The organism is Streptomyces sp. NPDC059861 (assembly GCF_042731435.1).
Taxonomy (GTDB): Bacteria; Actinomycetota; Actinomycetes; order Streptomycetales; family Streptomycetaceae; genus Streptomyces.
This window is the reverse complement of record NZ_JBHWJQ010000003.1, coordinates 264915-275875: the sequence shown is the minus strand read 5'-3', so window position 1 is coordinate 275875 and position 10961 is coordinate 264915. Positions and strand designations below refer to the sequence as shown.

General features: G+C 72.1%; 14 protein-coding genes. 13 read left to right on the top strand and 1 reads right to left on the bottom strand.

All coding sequences use genetic code 11. The features are described from left to right. Positions 1 to 26: 26 nt before the first annotated feature. The gene (locus ACFV6X_RS04550) at positions 27 to 989 is read right to left on the bottom strand and encodes an LLM class F420-dependent oxidoreductase (RefSeq protein WP_385377495.1); all 963 of its coding nucleotides are present in this window, start codon (positions 987 to 989) and stop codon (positions 27 to 29) included. Positions 990 to 1172: 183 nt separating this feature from the next. Between ACFV6X_RS04550 and ACFV6X_RS04545 the strand changes: the two genes are divergently transcribed. From ACFV6X_RS04545 to ACFV6X_RS04485, 13 genes are all read left to right on the top strand, one after another. Beyond that, positions 1173 to 2768, top strand: coding sequence for an NAD(P)/FAD-dependent oxidoreductase (locus tag ACFV6X_RS04545; protein ID WP_385377523.1), 1596 nt, complete (start codon positions 1173 to 1175; stop codon positions 2766 to 2768). After that, a complete protein-coding gene (locus ACFV6X_RS04540; RefSeq protein WP_385377492.1) occupies positions 2765 to 4612 on the top strand; it encodes a transketolase in 1848 nt (615 codons plus the stop codon). Before ACFV6X_RS04545 ends, ACFV6X_RS04540 begins: the two co-directional genes overlap by 4 nt. Beyond that, complete coding sequence (gene ligD / locus ACFV6X_RS04535) at positions 4609 to 5535, top strand: non-homologous end-joining DNA ligase (RefSeq protein ID WP_385377489.1); 927 nt, start codon at positions 4609 to 4611, stop codon at positions 5533 to 5535. Before ACFV6X_RS04540 ends, ligD begins: the two co-directional genes overlap by 4 nt. Positions 5536 to 5640: 105 nt before the next feature. After that, positions 5641 to 5988: a gas vesicle protein gene (locus tag ACFV6X_RS04530; RefSeq protein WP_385377487.1), complete on the top strand. Its 348-nt coding sequence runs from the start codon at positions 5641 to 5643 to the stop codon at positions 5986 to 5988. 59 nt (positions 5989 to 6047) lie between these two features. Next, on the top strand, positions 6048 to 6473 hold the full coding sequence (locus ACFV6X_RS04525) for a gas vesicle structural protein GvpA (protein WP_365455382.1): 426 nt from the start codon (positions 6048 to 6050) through the stop codon (positions 6471 to 6473). Then, on the top strand, positions 6470 to 7243 hold the full coding sequence (locus ACFV6X_RS04520) for a GvpL/GvpF family gas vesicle protein (protein ID WP_385377484.1): 774 nt from the start codon (positions 6470 to 6472) through the stop codon (positions 7241 to 7243). Before ACFV6X_RS04525 ends, ACFV6X_RS04520 begins: the two co-directional genes overlap by 4 nt. A gap of 4 nt (positions 7244 to 7247) precedes the next feature. Further along, the gene (locus tag ACFV6X_RS04515; RefSeq protein WP_385377481.1) at positions 7248 to 7511 is read left to right on the top strand and encodes a gas vesicle protein GvpG; all 264 of its coding nucleotides are present in this window, start codon (positions 7248 to 7250) and stop codon (positions 7509 to 7511) included. Further along, on the top strand, positions 7508 to 8197 hold the full coding sequence (locus ACFV6X_RS04510) for a DNA primase (RefSeq protein WP_385377478.1): 690 nt from the start codon (positions 7508 to 7510) through the stop codon (positions 8195 to 8197). The genes ACFV6X_RS04515 and ACFV6X_RS04510 overlap by 4 nt, the downstream gene beginning before the upstream one ends. Beyond that, positions 8194 to 9342 (top strand): SRPBCC family protein, encoded by a 1149-nt coding sequence (locus ACFV6X_RS04505; protein WP_385377475.1) that lies wholly within the window; start codon positions 8194 to 8196, stop codon positions 9340 to 9342. Before ACFV6X_RS04510 ends, ACFV6X_RS04505 begins: the two co-directional genes overlap by 4 nt. Continuing rightward, the gene (locus ACFV6X_RS04500; RefSeq protein WP_385377472.1) at positions 9339 to 9665 is read left to right on the top strand and encodes a gas vesicle protein; all 327 of its coding nucleotides are present in this window, start codon (positions 9339 to 9341) and stop codon (positions 9663 to 9665) included. Before ACFV6X_RS04505 ends, ACFV6X_RS04500 begins: the two co-directional genes overlap by 4 nt. Then, positions 9662 to 10486, top strand: coding sequence for a GvpL/GvpF family gas vesicle protein (locus tag ACFV6X_RS04495; protein ID WP_385377470.1), 825 nt, complete (start codon positions 9662 to 9664; stop codon positions 10484 to 10486). The genes ACFV6X_RS04500 and ACFV6X_RS04495 overlap by 4 nt, the downstream gene beginning before the upstream one ends. Continuing rightward, complete coding sequence (locus tag ACFV6X_RS04490; protein ID WP_365455361.1) at positions 10483 to 10671, top strand: gas vesicle protein; 189 nt, start codon at positions 10483 to 10485, stop codon at positions 10669 to 10671. Before ACFV6X_RS04495 ends, ACFV6X_RS04490 begins: the two co-directional genes overlap by 4 nt. Continuing rightward, positions 10668 to 10949 (top strand): gas vesicle protein K, encoded by a 282-nt coding sequence (locus ACFV6X_RS04485; RefSeq protein WP_385377467.1) that lies wholly within the window; start codon positions 10668 to 10670, stop codon positions 10947 to 10949. The genes ACFV6X_RS04490 and ACFV6X_RS04485 overlap by 4 nt, the downstream gene beginning before the upstream one ends. The last annotated feature ends 12 nt before the right edge of the window (positions 10950 to 10961 follow it).

The following is a 10961-nucleotide window of genomic DNA, read 5'->3' as shown; positions in this document are numbered from 1 at the left end:
ACGACGTCCCGGCCGCGGCCTTCGCGTCACCGGCCCGACTGGAGCCGCGGCAGCACCTTCGTGCGGTAGAAGTCGAAGAAGGCGCGCTGGTCCGGGCCGACCTGATTGACGTAGACGCGGTCGAAGCCCGCCTCGGCGAAGGCGCTCAGCGCGGCCACGTGCTCGTCGACGTCGTCGCCGCACACCGTGTTGTCACGGACCATCTCCTCGGTGACCAGTGACTCCAGCTGCTCGAAGTGGCGCGGCGAGGGCAGCACCTGGCCCATCTCGCCGGGCAGCAGCTGGTTCGGCCACAGCCGGTGGACCGTACGGACCGCCTGGTCGCGGTCGGTGGCGTAGCAGACCTTCGTCCCGCCGCTGACCGGCTTCGCGCCGCCGCCGCCCTTGCGGAACTGCTCCACCATCGACTCCTCGGGCGTCATCGTGATGTAGCCGTCGCCCACGCGCGCCGCGAGGGCCGTCGCCTGCGGGCCGAAGCCGGAGATGTCGATCGGGACGGGCTCGTCGGGAACCGTGTAGAGGCGGGCGTTCTCCACCTTGTAGTGGGTGCCGTAGTGGCTGACCTCGTCGCCCGTGAACAGTTTGCGCATCACCTGGACGGCCTCCTCCAGCATCTCCATCCGGACGGAGGCGGGCGGCCAGGTGTGGCCGACGATGTGCTCGTTGAGTGCCTCGCCCGTGCCGACGCCGAGGCGGAAAAGGCCGTTCGTCATCACCGCGCTGGTCGCGGCGGCCTGCGCCACCACCGCCGGGTGGATGCGGACCGTCGGGCAGGTGACCGCCGTCTCGATCGGCAGGGACACCGCCTCGGAGAGGGCGCCGATCACCGACCAGACGAACGGGCTCTGCCCCTGCGCGTCGTTCCAGGGGTGGTAGTGGTCCGAGATCCACAGGGCCTGGAATCCGGCCTGCTCGGCCATCCTCGCCTGCTCGACCAGATCCGCGGGACCGAACTCCTCGCAGGACAGGAAATAGCCGTATTCGGGCATGGGCGATACCTCCGCGTCGGAGCGGGTCGGGGCGGAACACCGGCCCGGGTAACCGGCCGCCGGAGCGGCAAACGCCGGGCCGAACGGCGGGTCCGTCCGGGTTTGGGTGCCCTGACCAGGGGGACGCGGAAAACCTCGGACGAGACCACCTCCGGAGGAGCAACCGTGAGTCGACCCCGCATCGTGATCGTCGGAGCCGGCTTCGCCGGCTACCGGACGGCCCGCGAACTGTCGCGGCTGGCCCGGGGCAGGGCCGACATCACACTGCTGAACCCGACCGACTACTTCCTGTATCTCCCGCTGCTGCCACAGGTGGCCGCCGGGCTCCTGGAGCCGCGCCGGGTCACCGTCTCCCTGTCCGGCACCCTGCCACGGGTGCGGCTCGTGCTCGGCGAGGCCGACGGCATCGACCTCGACGCCCGCACCGTGCACTACTCCGACCCCGAGGGCGGGGGCGGCACGCTGGAGTACGACCGGCTGGTGCTCGCCGCGGGCAGCGTCAACAAGCTGCTGCCCATCCCCGGTGTCGCCGAGCACGCCCACGGCTTCCGCGGCCTGCCCGAGGCGCTTTATCTGCGCGACCACGTGACCCGGCAGGTCGAGCTCGCGGCCGCCGCCGAGGACCCCAAGGGCTGTGCCGCGCGCTGCACCTTCGTGGTGGTCGGCGCCGGCTACACCGGCACCGAGGTCGCCGCGCACGGGCAGATGTACACCGACGCGCAGGTGCGCAAGCAGCCCCTGCGGGAGGGCATGCGGCCACGCTGGATCCTGCTGGACGTCGCCCCGCGCGTCCTGCCCGAAATGGACGAACGGCTCTCCCGCACCGCCGACCGGGTGCTGCGGGAGCGGGGCGTCGACGTGCGGATGGGGACCTCCGTGAAGGAGGCCACGCACAGCGGGGTGCTGCTGACCGACGGGGAGTTCGTCGACACCCGCACGATCGTGTGGTGCGTGGGCGTACGGCCCGACCCGCTGGCCGACTCGCTCGACCTGCCCATGGAACGCGGGCGGCTGCTCGTCGACCCCTACCTTCAGGTGCCGGGCCGGCCCGAGGTGTTCGCGTGCGGGGACGCCGCCGCCGTGCCCGACCTCGAAAACCCCGGCCGGTACACGCCGATGACCGCGCAGCACGCCTGGCGGCACGGCAAGGTGTGCGCCCGGAACATCGCCGCCTCCTTCGGCGACGGGGAGCGGCGCCCCTACCGGCACCGGGACCTGGGGTTCGTGGTCGACCTGGGCGGCGCCAAGGCGGCCGCGAACCCACTGGGAGTGGCGCTGTCCGGGGTCGCCGCCGGCGCCGTCACCCGCGGCTACCACCTCGCCGCGATGCCGGGCAACCGGGTGCGGGTGGCGGCGGACTGGCTGCTGGACGCGGTACTGCCGCGCCAGGCCGTGCAGTTGGGGCTCGTACGGTCCTGGTCGGTGCCGCTGGACACGGCGTCGCCGGAGCTGGCCCGGGTGCCGGACGGTGCGCAGCAGGGCGCCGGCGCGGGGACCGGGGCCGAGGCCCGGGAGGGTCCCGGGGCCGCCGCGTCGCCCGACGCCGCCGGTACGGACCCCGCGAAGGGCCGGCCCGGTGCCGAACCCGCCGACGAACATCGCGCAGGGAAGCACGGCGGGGGCGCACCCGCCGAGAAGCACCGCGCCGGAAGGCAAGGCGCCGGAAAGCAAGGCGCCGGCGCACCCGCCAGGAACCGGTCCGCCCCCGGACGCGGAGACGACCACCCCGCACCGGGCCCCGTGAAGCGCACCGACACCCCCGACGAAGGAGACCGATGAACACCCGCGAACTCGTCGAGCTGGCCCAGCAGTTGCGCGTCGACAGCGTGCGGGCCTCCGCCGCCGCAGGCTCCGGGCATCCGACGTCGTCGATGTCCGCCGCCGACCTGATGGCCGTCCTCATGGCCCACCACCTGCGCTACGACTTCGACCGTCCGGACCACCCGGGCAACGACCGCTTCGTGCTGTCCAAGGGGCACGCCTCGCCTCTGTTGTACTCCGCCTACAAGGCGGCCGGTGCCCTCGACGACGCCGAGCTGCTCACCTTCCGCCAGCTGGGCAGCCGGCTCGAAGGGCACCCCACACCGCAGCGGCTGCCGTGGGTCGAGACGGCCACCGGATCGCTGGGGCAGGGACTGCCGGTCTGCGTCGGTATCGCCCTGTCCGGCAAGCGGCTGGACCGCGCGGACTACCGCGTGTGGGTGCTGTGCGGGGACAGCGAGCTCGCCGAGGGCTCCGTATGGGAGGCCGCCGAGCACGCCTCGTTCGAGAACCTCGACAACCTCACCGCGATCGTGGACGTCAACCGGCTGGGCCAGCGCGGCCCCACCCGGCACGGCCACGACCTCGATGCCTACGCCCGCCGCTTCCAGGCGTTCGGCTGGCACACCATCGAGGTCGACGGGCACGACGTGGACGCGGTCGACCGGGCGTACGGAGAGGCGATCTCGACCAAGGGCCAGCCGACCGTCGTCCTCGCCCGCACCCTCAAGGGCAAGGGCGTCGAGGCCGTCCAGGACCGCGAGGGGCTGCACGGCAAGCCGCTGCCCGACGCCGAGGAGGCCATCGCCGAACTCGGCGGCCCCCGCGAACTCCGCGTCCATGTGCAGGAGCCGCCGGCCGCCCGCCTGCTGCACGTCGTCCGTGAGGACCACGTCGACCTGCCCCGCTTCGACAAGGGCGAGGAGGTGGCGACCCGCGACGCCTACGGCAAGGCGCTCGCCGCTCTCGGCACCGGACGTGGTGACGTCGTCGCCCTGGACGGGGAGGTGAGCGACTCCACGCGGGCCGAGGCCTTCGCCAAGGAGCACCCGGAGCGGTTCTTCGAGTGCTACATCGCCGAGCAGCAGATGGTCGCCGCCGCGGTGGGCATCTCCACCCGCGGCTGGGTGCCGTACGCCTCTACGTTCGCGGCCTTCCTCACCCGCGCCTACGACTTCGTGCGCATGGCCTCGATCAGCGGGGCCGGGATCAACCTGGTCGGTTCGCACGCGGGCGTCGCGATCGGACAGGACGGGCCGTCGCAGATGGGCCTCGAGGACCTCGCGATGTTCCGGGCCGTGCACGGCTCGACCGTGCTCTACCCGTGCGACGCCAACCAGACCGCCCGTCTCGTCGCCGCCATGGCCGACCTGGACGGCATCCGCTATCTGCGTACCTCGCGCGGCAAGAACAAGGTGATCTACGGCCCCGACGAGGAGTTCCCGGTGGGCGGCAGCAAGGTCCTGCGCTCCTCCGCGACCGACCGGCTGACCCTCGTCGCCGCGGGCGTCACCGTGCCCGAGGCGCTGGCCGCGGCCGAGGCGCTGGACGGCGAGGGCATCCAGGTGCGGGTGATCGACCTGTACTCGGTCAAGCCCGTCGACCGGCTCACCCTGCGGCAGGCCGCCGAGGACACCGGCTGCCTCGTCACCGTCGAGGACCACCGCGAGGAGGGCGGCCTCGGCGACGCGGTCCTCGACGCCTTCCTCGACGGGCGTCCCACCCCGCGGCTGGTACGGCTCGCGGTACGCACCATGCCGGGTTCGGCCGCTCCCGACCAGCAGCTGCACGCCGCGGGCATCGACGCCGAGTCCATCACCGCCGCCGTACAACTGCTGGTGGAGCAGGCGGTCGTTCGGTGAGCGGTGACGGCGGCCACACCGTGCGGGCCGGCCGGCGCACCGTCGAGGTGCACCGGCCGGACAAGGTGCTCTTCCCCGGCGGCGGGGACGCGAAGGAGTACACCAAGCGGGATCTCGTCGACTACTACCGGGCCGTCGCGCCGTTCATGCTGCCGCATCTGCGGGGCCGTCCGCTGATGCTCCAGCGACGTCCGGACGGCCTCGACGGTCCGGAGTTCATGCAGAAGAACACGCCGGAGAGCTATCCGGAGTGGATCACCCGCGTCGAGGTGCCCAAGGAGGGCGGCACCGTCTGCCACACCGTGTGCGACGACGCCGCCACCTTGGTCTACCTCGCCGACCAGGCCTGCCTCACCCTGCACCGCTGGCTCTCCCGGACCGGCGGACTCGACCGGCCGGACCGGCTGGTGTTCGACCTCGACCCGTCCGGCGAGTCCTTCGCGCCGGTGCGTGAGGCGGCCTGGCTGCTGGGCGAGCTGCTCGACGAACTGAAGCTGCCCTCGGCGCTGATGACCACCGGCTCGCGCGGGCTGCACGTCGTCGTGCCGCTCAACGGGCAGCACGGCTTCGACGAGGTGCGGGAGTTCGCCCGGGACGTCGCCGACACCCTCGCCGCCGCGCACCCCGACCGGTACACCACCGCCGCCCGCAAGAAGGACCGCGGGGACCGGCTCTACCTCGACGTGCAGCGCAACGGCTATGCGCAGACCGCCGTCGCCCCCTTCACCGTACGCGCCCGGCCCGGCGCCCCAGTCGCCGTGCCCGTCGGCTGGGACCAGCTCGACCACCCCGGCTTCGGGCCGCGCCGCTGGACCGTCGCCGACGCCGTCGACCAGGCCCGCACCAACCCCTGGGCCGGCGTGCTGAATCGGGGGCGCGCCCTCGGCCCGGCCCGGCGCCGGCTCGAGGCGTTGCGTGGCTGACGCACGTACCGCCGCTGCGCAGGCGTGATACGTCCTGCGGGGAAAGCGTGTGGGTTCCGAAGGTTTGGCCAAGGGATCAGCGGCCACCCGAACTGCGAGGTGGCCATGTCGAACACAAAGAACACTTCGGATTCGCAGAATTCACGTAACTCCCCCAAGAAGCAGGAAGAAGAAGCGACGGCGGACTCCCGGCCGAGCCCCATGCAGGTGCTGCGCGACGCGCGCATCCAGCTCGCGGAGCTCACCGGAATGGCCGCCGAGACCGTGTCGTCCTTCGAACAGACCGAGGACGGCTGGTCGTTGGAGGTCGAGGTCCTCGAACTCGCCCGCTTGCCAGACACGATGAGCCTGATGGCGAGCTACCAGGTGGACCTCGACCCCGACGGGCAGCTCACCGGCTACCGGCGCCTTCGCCGCTACGAGCGCGGCCGGGCCGACACCGGCAGGCGCTAGGCGTCCGTCCGTAGCCACACCTGGTCCACAAGAGCTATCCACAAGGAGGAACAGCCGGCATGACCGTTGTACCGGCACAGCAGACCGGCGGTGGAGGCGGCAGCAGCGGCCTCTACGACGTGCTTGAACTGGTGCTCGACAGGGGGCTCGTCATCGATGCGTTCGTGCGCGTCTCCCTGGTCGGCATCGAGATCCTGAAGATCGACGTCCGGGTCGTCGTCGCCAGCGTCGACACCTATCTCCGCTTCGCCGAGGCGTGCAACCGACTCGACCTGGAGGCCGGGCCGCGCAAGAGCCCCGGCCTGCCCGACCTCGTCGGCGAGATCACCGAGTCCGGCGCGCGCGGCAAGTCCAAGGGCGCCCTGTCCGGTGCCGCGCAGACGATATCCGACGCCTTCAGCCAGGCCCGCGAGGAAGGCGAGTCGCAGTCGCGGCCGCGCGCCCGCAAGACCACGTCCTCGCGGCGCAGGGAGGAGCAGGAGTGAGCACGTACGTCTACGGCATCGCTTCCGGCGCGCACCCCGCCCTCCCCGACGGCATGGGCGGTGTCGGCGACCCGGCCCGGCCCGTGCGCATCCTCAAGGAGGGCGACCTCGCGGCCGTCGTCAGTGACGCCCCCGAAGGGCTGCGCCCCAAGCGCAAGGACCTGCTCGCCCATCAGAACGTGCTCGCCGAGGCGGGATCGGCCGGCTGTGTGCTGCCGATGCGGTTCGGCAGCGTCGCCCCGGACGACGCGGCGGTCACGGGTGTGCTCGTGGAACGCGCCGCGCACTACCGGGAACGCCTGACGGCGCTGGACGGCCGGATCGAGTACAACATCAAGGCCAACCACGTCGAGGAAGCCGTCCTGCACCACGTGATGGCCGAGAGCCCGGAGATCCGCGCGCTCGCCGAGGCCAACCGCAAGGCGGGCGGCGGCGGTTACGAGGACAAGATCCGGCTCGGCGAGATGGTCGCGGCCGCCGTGCAGGCCAAGGAGGCCGAGGACGGGCTCGCCCTCCAGCGGCTCCTGGAACCTGCCGCGGAGGCGATCAGCGTGGGCCCGGAGTCCAGCGGCTGGCTCACCAACGTGTCGTTCCTGGTGGACCGGCGCTCGGCCGAGAACTTCCTGGCGGCCGTGGAACAGGGCCGCAAGGACCTGCCGCACCTGGAGGTGCGGGTGAACGGCCCGCTGCCCCCGTACAGCTTCGTCGAGCCTGGCCCCGCCGAGCCGGCGGGCAGCACGGCCGGCGGTGTGGACACCGCGGCCGGGTGAGGGGATGGGACTGATCTCGGAGGTGCTGCTGCTGCCGTTCGCACCGGTGCGCGGCAGCGCCTGGGTCATCGGACAGGTGCTCCACGAGGCGGAGCGGATCTACTACGACCCCGCCACGGTCCGGGCGGAGCTCGCCCGGCTGGAGGAGCGGCTGGAGGCCGGGGAGATCAGCGAGGAGGAGTTCGACCGGGAGGAGGACGAACTCCTCGACCGGCTGGAGATCGCTTCGCGCAAGGGCGCGGGAACGGGCAACGGGACAGCACCATGAATCGAGTGGGACTCGGCCTCGCGGTAGGGGCCGGATACATCCTTGGACGAACGAAGAAGATGAAACTGGCGTTCGCCGTCGGCACGCTCGTCGCCGGCAAGCGGATGAACCTGGGCCCGCGGGCGCTCGCGGACCTGGTGTCCGGGCAGCTGCGGAACAACCCGCAGTTCAAGGAGCTCGGCGACCAGCTCCGTCAGGACCTGCGGGGCGTGGGCGGCGCGGCGACGGGCGCCCTGGTGGAGCGGCAGCTCGACTCGCTCGCCGACCGCCTGCACGATCGGACGGCGGGCATGCGCGAGCGGCTGGGCGCCGCCGTGCCGGGCGGCCGGGACCTCGGGTACGACGACGAGGAACCGGACGACGAGGGGCGCTACGAGGACGAGCGCGCCGAGGACGAACGGGACGACGGCGAGCCCGACGACGAGGAGCGCCACGACGGGGAGCCCCGGCGGGCGGCCCGCGGGAAGGCCGCCCCGAAGGAGCTCCCGGCCAAGAAGGCCGAGGCCGAGAAGACGGCGGCGAAGAAGGCCGCCAAGAAGGCGCCCGCCCGCAAGGCGGCCCCGGCGAAGAAGGCGGCGGCCCAGCGCACCGCCGCGCGCAAGACGGCCTCCGCCAAGACGGCCGGCCGTAAGACGGCATCCGCGCGCCCCGGCGCCCGGACGCCGAAGGGAGGCGGTGACCGATGACCGACACTCTCGGATCGGCCGCGTCCACGGCGGGCCGGGCGGCCCGCTCCAACCCGCTCAGCGGCGTGGCCCACAGCGAGGCCGCCGACCGGCTGAAGGCGGAGGCCCAGGAGTACATGGCGGCGCAGGCCACCCGGCTGCTCACCGGCCTCGGCCGCAAGCTCGGCGAGACCACCGGCAAGCTCAACGACATAGCCGACGGCCGCAGCCCCGGCTTCGCCCGGCTCGCCCTCGACGGCGGCCGCAAACTCGCGGAGGGCAAGGGCCCGGTGCGCTCGGCGCTGGAACTCGGCGCCTCCCGGGCCAAGGACAACGTGGTGGGCGCCCTGAAGAACATGACCGGCGGCAAGGGCAAGGGCAAGGGCGGCTCCGGCCACCGGCCCACCGTGATCCTGGAGTACGTCGACGTCGGCGTGCCCGTGCGTACGGCCTACGACCAGTGGACCCGCTACCAGGACTTCAGCACCTTCGCCAAGGGCGTCAAGAGCGCCCAGCGCGCCGACGAGACCAGCTCGGACTGGCAGCTGAAGGTCTTCTGGTCCAACCGCAGCTGGAAGGCCCGCACCACCGAGCAGGTCCCCGACGACCGGATCGCCTGGACCTCGGAGGGCGCCAAGGGATCCACCAAGGGCGTCGTGTCCTTCCACCGGATCGCCGACGACCTCACCAGGGTCCTGCTGGTGATCGAGTACTACCCGAAGGGCCTGTTCGAGAAGACCGGCAACCTCTGGCGTGCCCAGGGTCGCCGCGCCCGGCTCGACCTGAAGAACTTCGCCCGCCACATCACGCTCCGTGGCGAGGCGGAGGACGGCTGGCGCGGGGAGATCCGCGACGGCGAGGTCGTCCGCGACCACGACGAGGTGGTCGCCGAGGAAGAGGAAGAGGCCGGCCAGGACGAGGCGGCGCAGGACGACGACGGCTACGACGAGTACGAGGACGACTACGACGAGGAGCGGGAGCCCGACGAGGAGGAGTACGAGGACGAGAATCCTCGCGCGGAAGGGGAACACGGACCTCAGGACACGACCGAGGAACCCGAGGAGGCCGAGGAGACCTACGAGCCTGAGGCGACCGACGACACCGAGGAGCCCGAGGAGATCGACGACGAGTACCGGGACGACGCAGAGGCCCGGAGCCGTCGATGACGTCACCGACCCGCCTGCCCGACCCGTACGGCCACGACAGCGGCGCCAACCTCGCCGACATCCTGGAGCGGGTGCTCGACAAGGGCGTCGTCATCGCGGGCGACATCCGGATCAATCTGCTCGACATCGAACTGCTCACCATCAAGTTGCGGCTCATCGTCGCCTCCGTCGACAAGGCGAAGGAGATGGGCATCGACTGGTGGGAGGACGACCCGGCTCTGTCGTCGGGCGCTCGCCGCAGGGAACTCGCGAAGGAGAACGCCGAGTTGCGGGAGCGGCTGGCGGCGCTGGAGACCGGCCGCGCACAGGAGGAGAGCCCATGACCGGACTGCGGTACGTGTACGCCGTCTGCCGCCCCTTCGGCGCGGCGTTGCAGTCCCAGCTGACGGGCGTGGCGGGTGCGCCACCCAAGCTGCTGCACCACGGCGGCCTGGTCGCGGTGGTCAGCTCGGTGCCGGAGCACGACTTCGCCGAGGAGGCGCTGCGCGCCCATCTGGAGGACCTCGACTGGCTCACCGCCACGGCCCGCGGCCACCAGGGCGTGATCGACGCGCTCACCACGGTGACCACGCCGCTGCCGCTCCGGCTGGGCACGGTCTTCCGGGACGACAGCGGCGTACGGATGATGCTGGAGGCCCGCGAGGGCGACTTCCTGCGCACCTTGGACCGGCTCGCGGGCCGGGTGGAATGGGGCGTGAAGGTGTACGCCGAACCGGCGGCCGGCGAGTCCGCGGAATCCGGTCGGCCCGGCGAGTCCGGCGAGTCCGGGGAATCCCCGCAGGGTCCGGACACGGAGAACGGGCGGGCGGCCGCGAAGGCGATGTCCGGGCGGGACTACCTGCGGCGGCGCAGCCGCAGCGTCAAGGACCGCGAGACGGGCCTGCGCAAGGTCGAGGAGTTCGCGGACCGGTTGCACGAAAGGCTCGCCGCGCACGCCGAGGACTCCCGGTTGCACGCCCCCCAGAGCGCCCAGCTGTCCGGGGCCTCGGGCCGCAACGTGCTGAACGCGGCCTATCTGGTGCCGCGCGGCCAGTCCGAGGAGTTCGTGGAGATCGTGGACCGTACGAAGGACGAGATGCCGGGAGTCCGGGTGGAACTCACGGGCCCCTGGGCGGCCTACTCCTTCGCGGGGGAGAAGCCGTGACGGTGATCGAACGTCGGGAGATCGCCCTGGTGGACCTGCTCGACCGGCTGCTGGCCGGCGGCGTGGTCATCACCGGCGACATCACCCTGCGCATCGCGGACGTCGACCTCGTCCGCATCGACCTCAACGCCCTGATCAGTTCCGTGAACGAACAGGTTCCCTCGCCCTGGGGTGATCTGACGTGAGCGCCCCCCGCAAGCTCGACCTGGAGCCCGACACGGTCGAACGCGACCTGGTCAAGCTCGTCCTCACCGTCGTGGAGCTGCTGCGCCAGCTGATGGAACGGCAGGCCTTGCGCCGCTTCGACGAGGGTGACCTGACCGAGGAGCAGGAGGAGCGGATCGGGCTCACCCTGATGCTGCTCGACGACCGGATGACGGAGCTGCGGGACCGCTACGGGCTGCGGCCCGAGGACCTGAACCTGGACCTCGGGCCGCTCGGACCTCTGCTGCCCCGGGACTGACGCCCGGGGTCA

Bases quoted from the DNA above. Each gene is read 5' to 3' on its own strand.
- ACFV6X_RS04550 (WP_385377495.1), bottom strand. From the start codon at position 989: ATGCCCGAATACGGCTATTTCCTGTCCTGCGAGGAGTTCGGTCCCGCG.
- ACFV6X_RS04540 (WP_385377492.1), top strand. From the start codon at position 2,765: ATGAACACCCGCGAACTCGTCGAGCTGGCCCAGCAGTTGCGCGTCGAC.
- ACFV6X_RS04530 (WP_385377487.1), top strand. From the start codon at position 5,641: ATGTCGAACACAAAGAACACTTCGGATTCGCAGAATTCACGTAACTCC.
- ACFV6X_RS04525 (WP_365455382.1), top strand. From the start codon at position 6,048: ATGACCGTTGTACCGGCACAGCAGACCGGCGGTGGAGGCGGCAGCAGC.
- ACFV6X_RS04515 (WP_385377481.1), top strand. From the start codon at position 7,248: ATGGGACTGATCTCGGAGGTGCTGCTGCTGCCGTTCGCACCGGTGCGC.
- ACFV6X_RS04510 (WP_385377478.1), top strand. From the start codon at position 7,508: ATGAATCGAGTGGGACTCGGCCTCGCGGTAGGGGCCGGATACATCCTT.
- ACFV6X_RS04505 (WP_385377475.1), top strand. From the start codon at position 8,194: ATGACCGACACTCTCGGATCGGCCGCGTCCACGGCGGGCCGGGCGGCC.
- ACFV6X_RS04500 (WP_385377472.1), top strand. From the start codon at position 9,339: ATGACGTCACCGACCCGCCTGCCCGACCCGTACGGCCACGACAGCGGC.
- ACFV6X_RS04495 (WP_385377470.1), top strand. From the start codon at position 9,662: ATGACCGGACTGCGGTACGTGTACGCCGTCTGCCGCCCCTTCGGCGCG.